The organism is Halomonas huangheensis (assembly GCF_001431725.1).
In the GTDB taxonomy this organism is placed as follows: Bacteria; Pseudomonadota; Gammaproteobacteria; order Pseudomonadales; family Halomonadaceae; genus Halomonas; species Halomonas huangheensis.
Genome location: NZ_CP013106.1, coordinates 980,964 through 998,694, shown reverse-complemented (window position 1 = coordinate 998,694; position 17,731 = coordinate 980,964). Strand labels below are relative to the sequence as shown.

The following is a 17,731-nucleotide window of genomic DNA, read 5'->3' as shown; positions in this document are numbered from 1 at the left end:
CTCCTGTGGCCCTGGCCAGCACTCATTCAACGGGCAGGCAGATATTCCAGGGGATCCTGCACCTGACCGTCCTTGCGCACCTCAAAATGAAGCCGAACATCATCGGAGTCCGTTTTCCCCATGGTGGCAATGACCTGACCGGCATCGACAACATCATTCTCCTTCACATTGAGGGAATCGTTGTAGGCGTAAACGCTCAGATACTCATCGTTGTGTCTAATCATGACCAGGTTGCCATAGTCGCTGACACCATCGCCTGCATAGACCACAATGCCCGGCCCCGCTGCTTTCACAGGTTGCCCCTTTTGTCCGCCGATATCAATGCCTTTGGTGACCCTCGTATCCTCACCGTAACCCGACACAACCTGGCCATCCACCGGCCACTGCCAGCTGATGTTTTCCGCGGGTGTGTAGGTCTTCCGAGAGCTGCTGGAGGCGCTGCTGGAAGAACTGGAAGAGGGCGACTCGGCACTCTGCTGGCTGGTGCTTGAGGCGTCTTCGGCAGATACCTGCTGCTGTTCCTGTTGCTGCTGTTCCTGTTGCTGCTGTTCCTGTTGCTGCTGTTCCTGTTGCTGCTGCGCTTCCCGCTCCGCCGCCGCTACTACCGCCTCCTGGGCCTCCTCTGCTGTGCAGTTGGCTCCGGGACTACTGCAATTCTGAACAGGACCTGGCATGGAAGCTCCAGCCGCAGCCACGGCTCCTGCCGCTGCTGCACCAGTGACCTGCCCTCCGCCACTCGAGGACACCGTTTCGGTGCTGCCATCCGGCAGCAGCCATTCGAGATCTTCGGAGCCCGCCGCCGCTGTTGCGTTGGCGCCAGCAGACCCCAGCGGAGTTGCCACGGCACCTTCCTGATTACCCGTCTGGGCTTGAGCAACCTGTTGCCCCTGAGCACCGGGCTGGAGAACCAGCGTTTGCCCGACGCCGATGCGGTAGGGTGGCGAAATATTGTTGAGCTTCGCCAACTCCTGAAAATCCATGTTATGGCGCCATGCAATGCCATAGAGAGTATCTCCCGCCTCTACCGTATATTGCGCAGGCACGTCGGACTCGGCAACACGAGTGGAAGACAGATCCTGCACCTGTACAGGTTGAGCGGGGCCCTGTTGATTGGCACAGCCAGCCAGAACCAGGGCCAGGCTGGAGACGATAAGGGTCTTATGCATCGGAACTCTTCTCCTTGTCGGCAAGGGGCGCAGTATCATTATGACCACGGTTATTGACGGATTTGTTCCCCACATGGGCGATCACCAGCACCAGTAGCATGCCGATCACAGCAACAACAGTCACCCCCAATAGTTGTGCGGGTTCACCGGTCACCGACGAGTAATCCCAGGGGGCCAGATAACGATAATCCAGCGGAACAATTTGATTTTCACCACCAAGTTGATAGCGAATCAACTCACGCCAGGGCCACAGCACCGGCATCGAACCGATGATGAAGCCCAGCAACATCTGCAGCGTCGCGCCGTAATAATGACGCAATAGCCAGGACAACAAACGCGAAAAACACACCAGGCCCAGCACACAACCACCGGCGAACCAGACCAGCAGCGCGATGTCGAACCCACGCACGGCCCCCATCACCACATCATATAGTCCCATGCTCAGCAGCAGGAAACTTCCCGACACCCCGGGCAACAGCATCGCGCTGATGGCGATGGCCCCGGCAACCATAAGCACCAGTTGCGGGCTACCCAGCGCATTGACCGCAGGCATCAGCGCAGGAAGCCCCTGAGCCAACAGCAACCCGGAAGCCAACGGCAGGATATACCACCAGCGCCAATCCACCGGGTGTCGGGCGACAACCACCGCCGACGCTGCCACCAACCCGAAAAAGAAGCCATTGAGCAGCAGTGGATGGTTATCGAGTAGCCACACCACGGCATGGGCAACACTGACCACGCTCAACGCAATGCCAGCCAGCAGAGGCACCAGAAACCCGAGATTGAGATGTTCAACCAGTCCCTGGAGTCCTCTCTGACGCAGAGCGGCAAAGGCACTCGGGCCGAAACGCTTGATGCTCTCGATCAGTTCCTCATAAATGCCAGTGATAAAGGCAATGGTTCCCCCTGACACTCCGGGAACGGCATCTGCGGCTCCCATGCCCAAGCCACGCAGGAAAATCCCGGGATATCGCTTCAACGAATAACTCCTTCGAGTAACGGCACGAACCGGACCGGTTCCAGCCGTTCATGTTCATAGCTTTCGCCACAGCGGCGTACACGCGTCAGCCATTGGCTGCCGTCATGAGCTTCGAGTGGTGCAATCAGTACTCCGCCCTCGACCAGTTGCGACAACAGCGGCTCCGGTAGTTCACTGGCGCAGGCCGTCAACAGAATAACGTCGAAAGGCGCTGCCTCCGGCCACCCATGACCACCGTCAGCCAACCGTAGACGCACGTTATGCGCCTTGAGCAGACGCATGCGCTTCGCTGCCTGGCGATGCAGCGCATTGATTCTTTCCACCGACCAGAGCTCTTCGACCATGCGGGCCAGTATCAACGTCTGATAGCCTGAGCCAGTGCCTATCTCCAGTACTCTGGTCGGCTGCTGTTCATGCACCAGCTCGCTCATTCGCGCCACGATCCATGGCTGCGACAGCGTCTGAGCATGACCAATCGGCAGTGCCGTGTCCTCGTAGGCGCGATGCGATAGCGCCTCGTCGAGAAACAGGTGACGTGGTTCCCTGGCCATGATGTCCAGCACCAGGCTGTCTTCAATGCCCTGCTCATGAAGACGTTGCACCATGCGGTCTCTAGTACGTTGCGATGTCATCCCAACACCACGAAGATCAGGTGAGTGCATCCAGCCAGTCTCGCACATCCTCAAGGGCCGCATGCCGAGTCAGGTCGGTCTGTAGCGGCGTAATCGACACGTGGCCTGACTCCACGGCAGCAAAATCGGTATCCGGGCCGTCATCGGCATTCTCGCTCACCGGAGCAATCCAGTAACGGATTCGGCCTCTCGGATCACGGGTCTCGATGGGGCGTTCCGCAGGGCCTCGATGGCCAAGCCGGGTCACACGAAAACCGCGAATCTCCTGCCACGGCAAGTCCGGCACATTAACATTGAGCAGTGTACGCGGTGGCAGTGACAACTGTTCCAACGCGCCCACCAGGCTAGCAGCAACACGCCCGGCGCTATCAAAATGCTGACGACCAGCCAACGACATTGCGATGGCAATCATGCCCAGATTGCGTCCTTCCATGGCCGCCGCTACTGTGCCCGAATAGAGCACATCATCGCCTAGATTGGCACCATGATTGATCCCGGAGATCACCAGGTCCGGTGATTCATCCCAGACTCCATTGACACCGAGGTAGACACAATCGGCTGGCGTGCCATCGACACTGTAGAAGCCGCTTTCCAGAGCCGTCAGCGACAATGGTCGCGACAAGGTCAATGAATTACTGGCGCCACTGCGATCACGATCCGGTGCCACTACCCGCAGTTTCGCATATGGCAACAGTGCCTCATGCAGTGCGTGCAGACCGGGCGCATTGACCCCATCATCGTTGGACAGCAATAAACGCCTCATTGTGGCTCCCCGTTCATTCCCTGCTCAGCCGCGCGAGCGTCGGGCAAGGTATCGAAGTCCAGCGTCGGATGACTCATCAACTCACGCAACACTGCGGTAGCAAAGGCACCACTGGGGAGCGTGAACTCCAGCGTGACACCATCGGCATCACGCTGCAGCAGCCCTTCGGATGGCCGGACTCGCAGCGCACGACGCGATGCCTTGACGGCGGCACGTTCAAGGCCGTTACAGAGGCCGGGCCAGCACGCCAGAGCCTTCTGCTCAAGTTGCTCAGCATCGCCCATGGCACGCGATCCGCCCTGTCCCCAAAGCACCGCAGTGGGATGAATATCTCCGGAGATCAAGCGTTGCTGGAGTTCGCTATCCTGCGCCTCGACCGCAAACATGCTCTGAGTGCCATCCAGCATCATCACATCACCATTCAGCACCGTCCGCCACTGCCCTGCCACCAGACGTTCCGCCAACTGAGCATTGAACAGGAAGCTACGCGCTGCTGACAGCAGCATGCCTTCACGGTCATCGCGTTTTCGCCAGCCGCGCGCCAGCAGATCTCGCGCGCGAAACAGGTTACGTCCATCGCTGCCGAAGCGCTGGGGACCAAAATAATTGGGAACCCCCTCGGCGACAATGGCTTGCCAACGCTGCTCCAGCGACTCGTCTTGAGTCACTGCCCCATTCAAGCGCAGCGTGAAGCGATTGCCGCGATGCACGCCGCGCTTGAGCTTGCGGGGGTGGCGAGTCATGTTCAGCACTTTGAAGCCGCGCTCTGTCAGGCCTTCGACCAGGTCCTCGGGAGCCTCGCGACCCGGCAAGTGTACCGAGAACCACTGGCGAGTCACCGCAACGCGATCCTTCATACCGGCATAGCCGATATCTCGCGACCCCACCTCGCACTGAAGCGCCAACTGTCTGGCCACATCACTGGTCGCGGCATTACGTTTTTCGACCCACAGCCACAGGTGCTCGCCCTGGCCTTCCGGTGCGAAGTCAAGACACTCCTCAACAACAAAGTCCTCGGCACAGGCACGATAACCTCCCGCAACGGGTATCCCGAAACGAGCATCCAGCGCACGAGGCCACTCGGGTGGCCAGTGGATATCATCGCGCATCATTGGCCTCACCGACACTCACCAACAACACCACGGCTTCTGCGGCTATTCCCTCTCCACGACCGGTAAAGCCCAGCCGCTCGGTGGTCGTTGCCTTGACGTTGATCGCTTCCATCGGCACCCGCAGATCGTCGGCAATATATTCACGCATGGCCGCCAGGTGAGGTGCCATCTTCGGTGCCTGTGCCATCAGAGTGGCGTCCAGGTTAGCGACTCGGTAACCCTGCTCAGCCACCGATGTCATCACCTGGCGCAGCAGATCACGGCTGTCTGCTCCCCGCCAGGCGGGGTCGGTATCGGGAAAGTGGTGACCGATATCCCCCAGCGCACAGGCGCCCAGCAAGGCATCACTGATCGCATGCAGCAACACGTCACCATCGGAGTGGGCGATAAAGGCGTGATCAAAGGGGATTCGTACACCACCGATCATCAGATGATCGCCTTCACCAAAGCGGTGTACATCAAATCCATGGCCGATTCGCAGCCCGCTCGCGGTCATGATGCCGTTGTCTCCTGGATATGCTCGGACTGCCGCTGGGCCGCCAGAATATGCTCGGCCAGAGCAAGGTCCTCGGGATGAGTAATCTTGATATTGTCGCGACGACCCGCCACAAGCCTGGGAGCCAACCCCAGTGCCTCCACTGCAGAGGCTTCATCGGTCACCAGAGATGCGCCGATGCCTTCCGCTCCCAACGCCATCTCCAACGCCTGACGCAGCAGCGCATAACGGAACCCCTGGGGTGTCTGAGCCTGCCATAGCCCGCGACGGTCCTCGGTAGATTGGACACGCCCGGCAGCGTCATCACGCTTGATGGTATCTGCCACTGGCGTCGCCAATAGCGCGCCACTTGCAGACAGCGTGGCCTCGCGGGCCAGCTCAAGGAGATTGTCGATACTGACACAGGGTCTGGCCACGTCATGTACCAGCACCAGATCGTCGTCCGCAGCCTCACTTTCAATGGCGCGCAAGGCATTGAGCACCGAGTCGACGCGTTCCTCTCCACCCGATACGCGCCGATAGTCGGCAAACGGTACCCACTCAGCAGAGAAATATGGGTCATCGGCCTGCAGACACAGACAGAGCCCAGCCTCGGGAAAGGCCAGGTGAAGTCGCGCCAGGGTGTGTGCCAATACCGGTCGCTCGGCAATGCACAGATATTGCTTGGGGCATTCCGAGCCCATGCGTCGCCCTGCCCCTGCCGCCGGCACGATCAGCCAACGTGGTGTCATTGGGACGCTCCCGGCTTGGGAGCCGGGCTGGTCGCCGGCTCGCTGGATTCCACTCCCGGTACCCAGAAGAACTGTTCATCGGTACGGACCATGCCTACATCGCTGCGCGCACGCTCCTCGATGGCATCCAGCCCCGTCTTGAGATCGACAATCTCAGCGGCTAACCGTGCATTGCGGTCACGCAATGGCTTGTTGGCTGTCTCCAGAACCTCGACTCGTCCACTGACTTCCTTCATTTCCTGGACGCCACCCTCTCCCAGCCACAGTCGGTACTGCAGCAGAGCGAGCAACGCCACCAGCACTATCGCCAACCACTTGAGCATGCCCGGGGTCCGTTGCAAATTCATCCTGGCGACTAGTATGCCATCTACCGACCAACAGGGGCGACCGCATCATTGAGCAGCGAGCATCGAGCACGCTCCGCGCGAGCTGTAATCTGTCTCCGGCTTGTGTGCCTGAGCCATGGAGCGCAGCCGAACAGCCCGTAGCCCAGGCGAAGCGTGCTGGTAGCTGCGGGCCACAGCCCGCAGCTCATCACAGCTGAAACGGCATTCTGAAGGTCAGCAGGATATCGGAAGCATCTTCGGTCATGCCTATCCCGAGATTGGTCACCACAGACGTGGAATCACTCAGTGCATAGGTGCCGCCGATATTGAACACACCGATATTGGCGCCACTACCGACCACCTTGGTGCTGCTGCCACCGTCTGGAGTGATCCTGGTTTCACGAATGTGCTCATGAGAGTAGGACAAGGCGAGACTCAAGCGCTCGTTGAGCGCAAACGCGGTACCAAAGCCGGCCGAGATGCTGTCGCCCAGATCGACCTTGGCTCGCTGATTGCCTTCGCCACCAGAGATATCGTCAAACTCGTCCTCGATGTTGTAGGTATAACCGAGGTTGGCAAATACGATCGCCGGGTCCACGGTCTTCAATACCGAGACGCCAGCGGTAATCCCCCATACACCGTTGCCGGTCGGTAACTCCTCTGGCACATACAGGTTGGTATTGTCTGGATCCTGGTTGAGGTCGATGCCGTAGGGGTCCTTGCCGGTGGGTGCTCGAACCCCGAGGCTGACCACGACATCCGGGCGCTCGTAGGTCTCCGGCAGCAGGCGATAAGATAGATTGGCAGTGATATCTCCCAGCCCCGAATCACTGACGCTGGCAGAAGTATTCTGCTCGGTGGACAGATCCCCCCCAATCGATTCCAGTTCGGTGGTTCGGTACACGAAGGGAACATTGATGCTGGCTTCGAGACGGTCGGTAAAGCCGTAGCGGGTATTCACCTCCATGGTGGTGATATGGCTCTCGACGTTGTCGAGATTCAACTCACCGAGAAAAATAGCGTCCAAAGCCAGAAAGCCTCGCAGAGCGAGGCTATCACGGTCGGAATAGGTGTAGGTGATACCCGGTTCGACGGTCAGACGATCCGAGAACAGCGCATGCTCTTCACGATAGATATCCTGGACACTGCGGCTCTGGGATTCCTCTCGTGCTGCCTGCTGCTCGGTGCCAATAGTCGTCTGGGCCAGCACCTGGCCGGAAGCCGTGACTCCGAAGCCCAGAACGACGGCGCCCACAAAGGGTGGACGCACCACGCGACGATAGCTGTTGTTCACGTCTTTCTCCCTTGTCCCTTTAGATCTTTATGGTTTTGATATATCGCTCGCTTCTGATACGAGTGTCTCGAGCAATGGGTATCAGTGTCGGAACCAATGCCATCCAGCTTCAGCGTAGTGCTGCCGCCGCCCGAATACCATTCAACACTCCAGGCATTTCACTATGGCTGCCGCCTGGCTGATTACCCATGTACAGCTGCAGTCGCGTCAGGTTCTGAACCCGCTGCAGATTACTGGTCAGCTGTATCGACTGCCGCAACCCACTACCCGGTACGATGGCCTGTTCGATACGGCCGTGCCCCGGCAGATCGATGGCCACACTCATGTCTCGCGGCTGCATGGAAATGCTCATCCGCGAATTGTTGGCGCCTTGCGCCTCTACTCGACCTCCCTTCACTCCACCCTGTGCTCCCGACCGGAAATCCGAAGCGTCCATAACGTCGAGAGACAGGCCGTTGTTGGCAATATTGAAATTCCCCCCGGCCTGTATCGATTGCACAACCCCGGACGCATTACGGGTTCCGCGATCAACGACCGTAGCGCCGCTACCTCCCGTTGACAGTCTGGCCACCTCATCGGTACTGAAGCTGTTGATGACCGGTTGAAAGCGCACGCTGGGCTGCCCCTGCATAAGATCGCCGATCATCCGAGTACCCGCCGTGAGGTGGTCACCTGACGCCGTACGCCAATGGCTTACCATCTCAACACCGAAGAACATCACACGGCCCTTATCGACAAAGCGACCACGTAATTGCCCCAGTTCCTCGTCATTGAGTTGGCGCGACTCAGCGGCTTCCTCAAGCGGTGAAAAGTCGGTTGTGGCAGCCATGGCTGCCGGTGTGCCCAAGCTCAGAGCCAGTACCCACCACACCCGCGAATACTGGCGCACTTGCTGTTTTCGTTGTCCCAGCATGGTCCTGTCCCCAGGCCGATTTACCGAGATCGCTTCCGAGCTAGAACAACTCGGTATGGCGGAAGCCGAAATCGACCAGTTGTTCCCGCGACACGGGAGAGAAAACATCCCGCATGCGGTGCGCCGAGAGAGGTTGGCGCGGATCGAGCAAAACCGAGTAGCGGTCATACCCCTCTCCCACTACTGCGAAGATGATGTTGTTCCATGCGCTCATGAAGTCGTCTCGTGACATGACCCGGTTGCCCAATGCGGGGTCACCGATATAGACGCGATCGTCACTCGCCTTCTTCAGGACCACAAAGTGTTTGTATCCATCCAGATCCAGCAGCACGATCACTGGAATCGAGACTTCATCGAGGGTCTCCGGCGTGACCTCATAGCCACGACCGCGTAGCCCTAGACTCTCGACGTAATTCTTCATGTCCAGCAGAGAGAAGCCCTGCTGTTGCACCAGCTCAATATCCGCCAGTTTCAGCATTCCGCTGAGTACCTGGTTTTCACTGGTGTCGGGAAACTGATAGGCGTAACGCAGAATGGTGGCCAACGATGCGGCCCCACAGGAAAAATCGGTGCGCTGCTCGATGAGATTCTCGTAGCGGCGCTCGCGAATCGACTGGACACCCTTGCTCATCAAGGTACCCGACACGACTCCCGGAATCTGTACGACCCCGGCATCGCTGGCCTGCCAGGGCAGGGCGATACCCAGTGCCATCAGCGGAACCATGGTCCAGTGCGGCAGTTTCATGGAGAGCTCCGATACGTCAGTGCAACCTCGATGGAGTCCCGGCCCACAGAATGGGCCGGGAGCATTAGTGAAGGCTGAAGATTACTGTTCTCCGCCACCACCACCACCGCCGACAGAGCCACCCATGCTGGAGGCAATCGACAGTGAATTGCGTTGCAGGTTGCCACTGCCGGATGCCACGTTGACGCCGATATTACCCACGGCGCCCTGCAGAGCGTTGCCGCCCAGAGTGGCATTATTCTGCTGGTAGACCAGCACATCACGGAACTCACGGCTGCTGCCTGAAGTAGTACCGCCAAGTGCAATGGCACCGAACTCGACAAAGCCGAGACCGCCGGAGAAGCTGCCTTCTTCAGTGCCATTTTCAGTGAAGACAAAGGCACCGCCATCGCCGTTATCGTCCTGAGCGCCCTGGGCTACGCTATCCACATCGATATGGCCGGTATTGTTGCCACCGGTGTGGGTCTCACCACTCCAGGTATCGAGGTAGACATCACCGCGTTGGTCGGAGACGCCTTCGGTGGTGCCCTCATACTCACCATGCATGCCACCCAGGCCGACACCGGCGTAACCACCAGTCAACCGGGTGTCTTCCTCATAGCTGGAGCCGCTCCACAGACGCACCTTGTTGCCAGTGGTGACGGTATCGTTGCCATAGGAAGCCTGCACACCACCTGTAGTGGCTTGTGCACTACCGCTGGCAGTATTGACCGCCGCTGCCAGGCTGTTGTGCTGAGCGTTGCCCATACCCGCTGCAACGTTGACGCCGATGTTACCGCTGGCACCGCGCAGAGCATTACCACCCAGGGTGGCATTGTTCGGGCTACCAGAGGTGTAGTGCATGTTGTTGGAAGCAGACTGTGCGGAGAACGAGCTGGCCTGGCCAAACACGGTCGATGCATCAGAGGATGCCAGAGCGGCATCATTGGCCTGCTGGTTGTTGTCACCGGCGGCCACGTTGGCACCGATATTACCGGCGGCACCACGCAGCGCGTTGCCATTCACGGTGGCATTGTTCTTCGTCATGGTCTGAGAAGATTCGTTGCCATCGCTGAGCTGCTTGGAGTCCACGGTAGCGCCGGAATAGTTCGGATCGTAGAAGACCGACCCACCGATGACACCGGTTCTGGCCTTGAACGCCTGATCGTGATCGATATCAACACTGATATCGTTATCGAAGTTGGAGTCGATGCTGGAGTCAGTATCGAAGTCGTTGCCGCCCCAGCGATCAGCCATGGCGGCAGGCGCCACCAGAAGTGCAGAAATGGCCAGTGCAAGCGGAGCTTTATTGAAGGTTTTCATGATGTTTCTCCTGAATGAACCATAGTGCCTTGTTACTGCTGTTGATTCGCGCCACCTACTGATTCAACCGTAGGCTGAACCTATTGCTGGTAGCGTTCCCCGTGCCGGCTGACTGGCTAACCTGAATGACGCCTCGCGCACCACTGAACGCAGACTCATCTATCTCGAGGTTGCGTACCGTGCTGCCCGCGTTGCCACCGGCTGACCCGTTCAGCCCCTGCCCTGTTGCCAGCACCTGCTGCAGACTGTTGTCGCTGAGGTCACTGACACCAGTGCCCATCGCCATACCGAAGGTATTGCTCTGGACATTGCCGATGCCGGCTGCCTGGTTGACCGACACCCATCCAGAGGCATTGCGGAAAGCACGCTCCTTGATGGCGGTATCGGCCTGAATGGCGGCCAGACGTTGATCGATACGGGACTGTTGAACGAGCCCCTGATTGGTCCCGGCCTGCTGCCCAATCGCCAGGTTGCCACTGTTGGACTGCAGATTGCCTTGACCGGCAGCAGTGTTGGCTGCTGCAACACCGCTGACATTGCTCAGCGCGTTACCACCAATCACTGTGCTGCTCTTGAGTGCTGATAGATCCTGGGAGTGGGCGCTCTCCGGGCTCGCCATCACGACCGCAAGAGCCGTCATCAAGATGGCGCCCTCCAGCCAATGTCGTACGGCGGATTCGCGTTGTCCGTGCTGCCAAGGATGACGTTTCATCACTGTCCCCTTCCTGCTGTCAGAGGAGCCAGAGCCCCGGTCACGGTGTCAGCGATACCACTGGTGACACCGACGACACCGCCACCGATACGCGCCCCCCCGCCACTTCCTGCTGGAGTTCCGCCCAGGCGCTGACTGTTGACTGCACTGCCGGATCCGAGAGCACCACTGGTTCCCAATGCCTGATGCATCCGCCCGATGCCCGAATGCACTCCACTGGACACTCCCGCGGCCTGACTATCGGAAAGCATGACCGCCGTAACGCCCTTCATCTGGCCATGGATACGATGGGTGGCTCGACTCGCCATCTCGCTGCTGTGAATGAGGTCAGCCCTGGCGCGAATCGGTCCGCTATCACGATTGACCTGGCCAACCGGGGCATGCTCAACCTCTCGAATGACGACGATTTCTCCCGGCATCACGCCAGGGCGCAAGTCTGCGGCCTGGCTGGAAGCGGTCCCCAAACCGCTCCACAGCCCAGCGCAAAGCACGGACAACAGGCATCCCTGCCGACAGCGTGTCGCTGTTCTCCTGCCTCCCCCTTGCTTCCTGTTCTGCATCATCATTTTCATGACGATCACCTATTCCTTTGCGCAGTGACGCTGACGCGTTGTAGGTTGTTGAGGCCGTTGGCAGCACGGTGATCAACACCACTACCACCACCTCCTGCATCACGCCCTGGACGCTCGTCCCACAGGATCACCCCATCGACTGCTCCGATATCGGTATCGGTGTGAGGTATGTACCGCCCGCGTACCTGTTCGAGAGTGTTGTCGTTGATGACCTCGAACTCCGGCAGCGTCACCCCTGCTGGCAGCCTCTCTGTATCGATTGCAGGATCCTCGGCAGCCACAGCGTAGAATGCTGTCAGCAACATCGATGCTCCCAGTACCACCACCCATCTTCTGCCGGTCGACCTCTTCATTTCGGTTCCTCCGATAGAGGTGTGGTTGTCCTGCGATCACTCCTGCCTGCTACCGACTGCCTTTCTCATTCCTGCGATGACCTTTCCTTCCACAAGCAATTCTTTCCACAAGCAATAGCAATTCGCGTGCCAACTTAATAACTAATTGTTTTTAAACAAATTTATATTTTTGCTTGAACAGAAACTGTTAAGCAGATGAAACAACATCCACGACACCGTCATTCACAAACGGCTTGATAGACAATATTTTTCTTTAATATCAACATGTTGACTACATCAAGCCAAGAGTGAAACAAGAATGGACCAGACATCCCGCTGAAAGCCAGACAAGGCTGGCTTCAGTGCTTGAAAAAACCATTTCTCATAAGGGTTTGCGGTCAAGAGGACAAGACGGGGGAAGGATGGATGTCAGCGCAGTAACAGCGGCGCATCATCCAGCGCTCTATGGCGCAGGGGCAGGCCACAACAAACGACTGCCGCCAGACGGAGTAGAGGCAGGCTATTGATATAGTTGATGTTTTTTAGATCAATCAGAGAGGGATACCGCCCAACACAGGATGTCTCAGTAGCGTTACAGATAGCAAAGAACCAGGCTGCCGGGAGGCAGCCCGTTTCCGACATCAACCGAAGGAAGCTTCCTCCTGTGGTGTGCGCGAAATACCGTGTTTATCGAGTAAGCGATAGATGGTGACTCGTGAGACACCCAGCTCAGTGGCAGCAGCATTGACTCGGTAGCGATTACGGCCCAGAGCGGCAAGCAGTGCCTCTCGTTCGGCCGCTTCGCGGACTTCCTCGAGAGTCACCTGGTGGCGGTTGGGTCCACGTCGCTCTATACCAAGATCTTCAGGCTGGATCAGTCGGTTCTCACACATCACCATCGCCCGGCGTACGCGATTGATCAGCTCTCGTACGTTGCCCGGCCAATGGTAGCGCTGCATGACCGTCAACGCTTCGCGCGAGAACCCCTTGAGACATGACGCCTTCTCGTTGGCGAAACGCTCGAAGAAGAAACGCGCCAGAATCTCGATGTCTTCCGTGTGTTCACGCAACGCCGGCACCCGGATATGCAGGACATTGAGACGATGGAAGAGGTCCTCACGGAATCGCCCTTCTTCGACCGCCCGTTCCAGATTGACATGGGTCGCGGCGAGGACTCGAACATCCACGGGAATATCCTCCAGCCCTCCAACGCGCTGTATACTTCGGGTCTCAAGAAAGCGCAGTAGATTGACCTGAAGGTCGAGTGGCAGGTCGCCGATCTCATCGAGAAACAGAGTGCCACCGTCCGCCGCCTCGAAACGCCCGATCTTGCGTTGAGAAGCCCCTGTAAAGGCACCCTTTTCGTGGCCGAACAGCTCGGACTGGATCAAGTGCTCCGGCAAGGCACCACAATTGATGGCATGGAACGGCAGATAGCTGCGCGAAGAGCGCTCATGAATGGCCTGAGCGGTCAGTTCCTTGCCGGTACCGGACTCGCCGCTGATGAAAACCGGTGCATCTACCGCTGCCACCTTGCGGATGGTCTTGAACAGGTCCCACATGGCAGGCGTGGTGCCGACAAACTCATAATCATCCCGCTCATCACGACTGCGACTGGTCTGCTGAAGTTCACGCTCACGCTGCTGAAGGCGTGCCAGATCAGCACCATGCTCAAGCAGTATCGACAGCCTCAGGATATCCACCTCTCGAGTCACCATGCCATGACTGAGGTGGGCAATGATTCGGCGCTTCTCGGGATCTTCCAGGTCCGCGTCACACCCCACGACGATCCAGGGCCTGGCGCTGCGTAACATCAACGGCTCCAGTTGCCGAAGATCATTCACTTCAAGGTCCGCCAGGGTGACAACACCCACTCGGCATTCATCCTTACCGGAAATTCGGCAATCCGCCAGCGGCAGCGGTAACGGCACCAGGCTCCAGCCATTGGCTACCAGACCATCGTAGAGACGGGCAGACTCCCCGCCAGTATCACCTACCCACCAACAGCAGCGCTGCAACCCACTCATCAGTTCGCCCCCGCGCCCCGATCATGATGCCCGCTCTTGCGGCAGGCCTGGACCAGGGTAGTTGTTGATTGCTGTTGCCCCGGAACCCACCGCACCAGTCCCACATTCAAGATGGGGATGGCGATGGGATAACGCCGATTACGGAATATCGGCAAATAACTGGATATATGCAGTCTAGCGCTTTCCTCGATGATGGGGATTCAACGCATTACACTTTCACGCCTGCACAGGAATGACAACATCGTCAGGGCATAGCATTCAAACCAGCTTCACTACGGAAGGGCAGCCCCTGCTCAGCACTGCCGGCATATGCCTGGATATGTGAATGCTCACGACGACAGAAATCCAGCACTGCATCGCTGAGGCGCGGGTCGGCAATGTAGTGCAGGGAGGTCAGCCTTACCGGCGCGAAGCCTCTGGACACCTTGTGCTCCCCCTGGGTTCCTGGGTCGAAACACGTCAGTCCTTGCTGCAGGCAATGCTCTATACCCTGGTAATAGCAGGTCTCGAAGTGCAGGCAATCGGCCATTACTTCGCTTCCCCAGTAACGGCCGTAGAGCGTGCGGCTGCCCTGCAGACACAGCGCTGCGGCAACCGGTTGACCACTATGACGCGCCTGAACAAGCACCAGTGCATGCGGCATGTCCTCAAGCAGACGCAGAAAGAATGCCTCACTCAGATAACCACTCTGGCCACGCTCGAGGTAAGTGAGGCGGTAGCAGCGATGGAAATGCTGAATGTCACTGTGGCTGATCTCGCTGCCGCTCAGGCGATGTAGACTGATGCCTTGCTCACGCACCCGCCGGCGCTCACGGCGAATTTCCTTGCGACGCTTCGAATTCATCGCCGCCAGGTAGCCTTCGAAATCGCCGAATTCCCTATCTCGCCACTGAAACTGCACTCCGCTGCGCTGGACCAGTTGTGGCCGAGCTAGACACCAATCCGCAACTTCACTCGGCTCAGCGAACAACAGATGCCAGCTCGACAGCCGCGCATCCGACTCCCAGCTCGTGGCCAACAGTTCCATGGCAGCCATCCTGTCGACCCCTTCTGCCAGTGCCAGCCGCGGCCCTGGTGCAGGGGTAAAGGGAATAGCACTCAGCCCCTTGGGGTAATAGCGGCCACCGGCATTCTGCCACGCTTCGGCCCATCCCCAGTCGAAGACATACTCTCCCCAGGAGTGCCTCTTGAGATAAAACGGTAGAATGCCGACCAGACGCTCGCCTAGCCACAAGGTACGGTGCTCAGGCAACCAGCCGGTATCGGCGGCCACCGCACCCGTGCTCTCCAGTGCATGCAGGAACTCGTGACGCAGGAAAGGATGATCATCACTGACCAGGGCATTCCAGTGCGACGGCTTGATGTCCGCCACAGCCTTGATGCATTCCAACCTGAGCTGCGTCATTGGCTTCTCTCCGTCTCTTGTATTTCCACTGGCCCTGTATTCCCGCTGGCGCACCCGACCAGCTCGGGATGGATAGCGATTCAAGACAGCCTTGCGATCCTGTCACAGGCTGCCAGACTTTAGCTGCCTTGCCGCCGGTGAGATACCATTTGCCACTTTTGCTTACCCTTCGCTGTAATAAAACTACAAACTCGACCAAAGAATCGTAGAAAGGGAAGGAAACTGGAATTTTGTTTGGTAAAATTACATATACGAAAAGTGCCGGTGCCATCAGGTAAGGTCCAGCAGTGCACTTGTACAGTGATTTCTCATTAGACCGAGGTTGACCATGGCTAGCCAATTACCTTCGCTCGACCCTACCGTCGCCCGCGTGACCGAACGCATCCGTGAGCGCTCGCGTGAGCGGCGTGCGCTCTACGAGCAGCGCATGGAGAATCAGCATCAGCGCGGAGTGCATCGCAGTGAGCTGTCATGTGGCAACCTCGCCCACGGCTTTGCGGCATGCGGTAGCGATGACAAGAACCAGCTCAAGATGATGAACAGCGCCAACCTGGGCATCATCTCGTCCTACAACGACATGCTCTCGGCACACCAGCCCTTCGAAACCTATCCCGAAGTGATCCGTGACGCGGCGCGCCAGATGGGCTCAACAGCACAGTTTGCTGGCGGTGTTCCCGCGATGTGTGATGGTGTGACCCAAGGCCAGCCGGGCATGGAGCTGTCACTGTTCTCACGCGACGTGATTGCCATGTCCACCGCCGTCGGCCTCTCGCACAACATGTTCGACGCCGCCCTCTACCTCGGCGTGTGTGACAAGATCGTACCGGGCCTGTTTATCGGTGCCGCACGTTTTGGCCACCTACCCGCCATGTTCGTCCCTGCCGGTCCGATGCCCAGTGGCTTGCCCAACAAGGAAAAAGCCCGGGTGCGTCAGCTGTTTGCTGAAGGCAAGGTGGGGCGCGATGAGTTGCTTGAGGCGGAATCCCAGTCTTACCACAGCCCCGGCACCTGCACCTTCTACGGGACCGCCAACTCCAATCAGTTGATGATGGAGTTCATGGGTCTGCACCTGCCTGGGTCCTCCTTTGTTAACCCCGGCACCGGAATGCGTGAAGCATTAACCCGTTTTGCCACACAGCAGGCGGTCCGCAATACCGAGCCCGGTGGAGATTATCGTCCGTTCTATCGCCAGATCGATGAACGCGCCATCGTCAACGCCATGGTAGGGCTGCTGGCTTCGGGTGGTTCCACCAACCACACCATGCACCTGGTCGCGATGGCGGCTGCTGCCGGCATCACCATCAACTGGGATGACTTCGCGGAACTCTCCGCCGCCGTGCCGAGCCTGACGCGGGTGTACCCGAATGGTCAGGCCGATATCAATCATTTCCAGGCCGCTGGCGGCATGAGTCTGCTGATCCGCGAGCTGCTGGGCACCGGCCTGATTCATGGCGACCTGCCGACCGTGTTCGGCACCGACATGACTGCCTACACCCAGGAGCCATTCCTCGAGGGTGACAAGCTGGTATGGCGCGAAGGTCCGAGCGAGAGCCTCGATCCGGACGTGCTGCGCCCGGTCGCCAATCCCTTCGCTGCCACTGGTGGCCTCAATGTGCTGGATGGCAATCTCGGCCGCGGTGTGATCAAGGTCTCGGCGGTGGAGTCTCAGCATCGAGTGGTCGAGGCCCCCATCAAGATCTTCGAAGATCAGAATGAACTCAAGGCGTCCTTCGAATCCGGTGACCTGGATCGCGACGTCATTGTCGTTGTGCGCTTCCAGGGGCCCAAGGCCAATGGCATGCCCGAGCTGCATAAGCTGACGCCTTATCTCGGCGTACTTCAGGATCGTGGCTACCACGTCGCGCTGGTCACCGATGGCCGCATGTCCGGGGCGTCAGGCAAGGTGCCAGCCGCTATCCACATCACGCCGGAAGCCCTCGATGGTGGCCCGCTATCTCGCCTGCGTGACGGCGATGTCGTGCGCCTGGACGCTGACAGCGGAGAACTCAAGGTGCTGATCGATGCACGCGAGTGGGCGGATCGCCCACAACACGTCGCCGAGCTGGACCACTATCACGTCGGTCTCGGACGCGAACTGTTCGGCGGCTTCCGCCATCTCGCGATGCGGGCCGAGGAAGGCGCTGGGGTCTTTGGCAGCTTCGAGGCAGACGACCTGGCACGCCAGCAGAGCCAGATTCATGACGAAGACGCCTGAGAGATTCGC

Annotated in this window: 18 protein-coding genes; 1 reads left to right on the top strand and 17 read right to left on the bottom strand. The window is 58.7% G+C overall.

The window, feature by feature from the left end; translation table 11 throughout:
- Nucleotides 1-26: 26 nt before the first annotated feature.
- From AR456_RS04580 to AR456_RS04500, 17 genes are all read right to left on the bottom strand, one after another.
- Nucleotides 27-1,166: a peptidoglycan DD-metalloendopeptidase family protein gene (locus AR456_RS04580; RefSeq protein ID WP_021820176.1), complete on the bottom strand. Its 1,140-nt coding sequence runs from the start codon at nucleotides 1,164-1,166 to the stop codon at nucleotides 27-29.
- Nucleotides 1,159-2,145 carry a DUF368 domain-containing protein gene (locus AR456_RS04575; protein ID WP_021820175.1) on the bottom strand — a complete coding sequence of 329 codons (987 nt, stop codon included), beginning with the start codon at nucleotides 2,143-2,145 and terminating at the stop codon, nucleotides 1,159-1,161. Before AR456_RS04575 ends, AR456_RS04580 begins: the two co-directional genes overlap by 8 nt.
- Nucleotides 2,142-2,807 carry a protein-L-isoaspartate(D-aspartate) O-methyltransferase gene (locus AR456_RS04570; RefSeq protein ID WP_031208497.1) on the bottom strand — a complete coding sequence of 222 codons (666 nt, stop codon included), beginning with the start codon at nucleotides 2,805-2,807 and terminating at the stop codon, nucleotides 2,142-2,144. Before AR456_RS04570 ends, AR456_RS04575 begins: the two co-directional genes overlap by 4 nt.
- Nucleotides 2,794-3,540 (bottom strand): 5'/3'-nucleotidase SurE, encoded by a 747-nt coding sequence (surE, locus tag AR456_RS04565; protein WP_021820173.1) that lies wholly within the window; start codon nucleotides 3,538-3,540, stop codon nucleotides 2,794-2,796. The genes AR456_RS04570 and surE overlap by 14 nt, the downstream gene beginning before the upstream one ends.
- Nucleotides 3,537-4,652, bottom strand: coding sequence for a tRNA pseudouridine(13) synthase TruD (gene truD / locus AR456_RS04560; RefSeq protein ID WP_236995541.1), 1,116 nt, complete (start codon nucleotides 4,650-4,652; stop codon nucleotides 3,537-3,539). The genes surE and truD overlap by 4 nt, the downstream gene beginning before the upstream one ends.
- Nucleotides 4,639-5,133 carry a 2-C-methyl-D-erythritol 2,4-cyclodiphosphate synthase gene (gene ispF / locus AR456_RS04555; protein WP_031208496.1) on the bottom strand — a complete coding sequence of 165 codons (495 nt, stop codon included), beginning with the start codon at nucleotides 5,131-5,133 and terminating at the stop codon, nucleotides 4,639-4,641. Before ispF ends, truD begins: the two co-directional genes overlap by 14 nt.
- 11 nt (nucleotides 5,134-5,144) lie before the next feature.
- Nucleotides 5,145-5,879, bottom strand: coding sequence for a 2-C-methyl-D-erythritol 4-phosphate cytidylyltransferase (gene ispD, locus AR456_RS04550; RefSeq protein WP_021820170.1), 735 nt, complete (start codon nucleotides 5,877-5,879; stop codon nucleotides 5,145-5,147).
- Nucleotides 5,876-6,202, bottom strand: a complete 327-nt coding sequence (ftsB, locus tag AR456_RS04545; protein ID WP_021820169.1) for a cell division protein FtsB — start codon at nucleotides 6,200-6,202, stop codon at nucleotides 5,876-5,878. Before ftsB ends, ispD begins: the two co-directional genes overlap by 4 nt.
- Nucleotides 6,203-6,413: 211 nt before the next feature.
- Nucleotides 6,414-7,499: a transporter gene (locus tag AR456_RS04540; RefSeq protein WP_021820168.1), complete on the bottom strand. Its 1,086-nt coding sequence runs from the start codon at nucleotides 7,497-7,499 to the stop codon at nucleotides 6,414-6,416.
- Nucleotides 7,500-7,608: 109 nt separating this feature from the next.
- Nucleotides 7,609-8,412, bottom strand: a complete 804-nt coding sequence (locus AR456_RS04535; RefSeq protein ID WP_021820167.1) for a hypothetical protein — start codon at nucleotides 8,410-8,412, stop codon at nucleotides 7,609-7,611.
- A gap of 40 nt (nucleotides 8,413-8,452) precedes the next feature.
- A complete protein-coding gene (locus tag AR456_RS04530; protein WP_021820166.1) occupies nucleotides 8,453-9,157 on the bottom strand; it encodes a C39 family peptidase in 705 nt (234 codons plus the stop codon).
- Between the two features lie 81 nt (nucleotides 9,158-9,238).
- Nucleotides 9,239-10,459, bottom strand: a complete 1,221-nt coding sequence (locus AR456_RS04525) for a hypothetical protein (protein WP_021820165.1) — start codon at nucleotides 10,457-10,459, stop codon at nucleotides 9,239-9,241.
- A 55-nt stretch (nucleotides 10,460-10,514) separates the two neighbouring features.
- Nucleotides 10,515-11,171: a hypothetical protein gene (locus tag AR456_RS04520; RefSeq protein WP_021820164.1), complete on the bottom strand. Its 657-nt coding sequence runs from the start codon at nucleotides 11,169-11,171 to the stop codon at nucleotides 10,515-10,517.
- Nucleotides 11,171-11,743: a hypothetical protein gene (locus AR456_RS04515; protein WP_155829323.1), complete on the bottom strand. Its 573-nt coding sequence runs from the start codon at nucleotides 11,741-11,743 to the stop codon at nucleotides 11,171-11,173. Before AR456_RS04515 ends, AR456_RS04520 begins: the two co-directional genes overlap by 1 nt.
- A gap of 5 nt (nucleotides 11,744-11,748) precedes the next feature.
- A complete protein-coding gene (locus AR456_RS04510; protein ID WP_021820162.1) occupies nucleotides 11,749-12,096 on the bottom strand; it encodes a hypothetical protein in 348 nt (115 codons plus the stop codon).
- 620 nt (nucleotides 12,097-12,716) lie between these two features.
- Nucleotides 12,717-14,102: a sigma-54 interaction domain-containing protein gene (locus AR456_RS04505; protein ID WP_021820161.1), complete on the bottom strand. Its 1,386-nt coding sequence runs from the start codon at nucleotides 14,100-14,102 to the stop codon at nucleotides 12,717-12,719.
- Nucleotides 14,103-14,346: 244 nt separating this feature from the next.
- On the bottom strand, nucleotides 14,347-15,507 hold the full coding sequence (locus AR456_RS04500) for a GNAT family N-acetyltransferase (RefSeq protein WP_021820160.1): 1,161 nt from the start codon (nucleotides 15,505-15,507) through the stop codon (nucleotides 14,347-14,349).
- Nucleotides 15,508-15,835: 328 nt separating this feature from the next.
- Here AR456_RS04500 and edd point away from each other — a divergent pair, with 328 nt between their 5' ends.
- The gene (gene edd, locus AR456_RS04495) at nucleotides 15,836-17,722 is read left to right on the top strand and encodes a phosphogluconate dehydratase (protein ID WP_021820159.1); all 1,887 of its coding nucleotides are present in this window, start codon (nucleotides 15,836-15,838) and stop codon (nucleotides 17,720-17,722) included.
- Nucleotides 17,723-17,731 lie beyond the last annotated feature (9 nt).

What these genes read in the sequence shown, in the direction of transcription:
- ispD (WP_021820170.1), bottom strand. Translation starts at nt 5,879, where the DNA reads ATGACACCACGTTGGCTGATCGTGCCGGCGGCAGGGGCAGGGCGACGC.
- AR456_RS04510 (WP_021820162.1), bottom strand. Translation starts at nt 12,096, where the DNA reads ATGAAGAGGTCGACCGGCAGAAGATGGGTGGTGGTACTGGGAGCATCG.
- truD (WP_236995541.1), bottom strand. Translation starts at nt 4,652, where the DNA reads ATGATGCGCGATGATATCCACTGGCCACCCGAGTGGCCTCGTGCGCTG.
- AR456_RS04525 (WP_021820165.1), bottom strand. Translation starts at nt 10,459, where the DNA reads ATGAAAACCTTCAATAAAGCTCCGCTTGCACTGGCCATTTCTGCACTT.
- ftsB (WP_021820169.1), bottom strand. Translation starts at nt 6,202, where the DNA reads ATGCTCAAGTGGTTGGCGATAGTGCTGGTGGCGTTGCTCGCTCTGCTG.
- surE (WP_021820173.1), bottom strand. Translation starts at nt 3,540, where the DNA reads ATGAGGCGTTTATTGCTGTCCAACGATGATGGGGTCAATGCGCCCGGT.
- AR456_RS04505 (WP_021820161.1), bottom strand. Translation starts at nt 14,102, where the DNA reads ATGAGTGGGTTGCAGCGCTGCTGTTGGTGGGTAGGTGATACTGGCGGG.
- AR456_RS04530 (WP_021820166.1), bottom strand. Translation starts at nt 9,157, where the DNA reads ATGAAACTGCCGCACTGGACCATGGTTCCGCTGATGGCACTGGGTATC.
- AR456_RS04515 (WP_155829323.1), bottom strand. Translation starts at nt 11,743, where the DNA reads ATGAAAATGATGATGCAGAACAGGAAGCAAGGGGGAGGCAGGAGAACA.
- AR456_RS04520 (WP_021820164.1), bottom strand. Translation starts at nt 11,171, where the DNA reads ATGAAACGTCATCCTTGGCAGCACGGACAACGCGAATCCGCCGTACGA.
- AR456_RS04580 (WP_021820176.1), bottom strand. Translation starts at nt 1,166, where the DNA reads ATGCATAAGACCCTTATCGTCTCCAGCCTGGCCCTGGTTCTGGCTGGC.
- AR456_RS04570 (WP_031208497.1), bottom strand. Translation starts at nt 2,807, where the DNA reads ATGCACTCACCTGATCTTCGTGGTGTTGGGATGACATCGCAACGTACT.
- edd (WP_021820159.1), top strand. Translation starts at nt 15,836, where the DNA reads ATGGCTAGCCAATTACCTTCGCTCGACCCTACCGTCGCCCGCGTGACC.
- AR456_RS04500 (WP_021820160.1), bottom strand. Translation starts at nt 15,507, where the DNA reads ATGACGCAGCTCAGGTTGGAATGCATCAAGGCTGTGGCGGACATCAAG.
- AR456_RS04535 (WP_021820167.1), bottom strand. Translation starts at nt 8,412, where the DNA reads ATGCTGGGACAACGAAAACAGCAAGTGCGCCAGTATTCGCGGGTGTGG.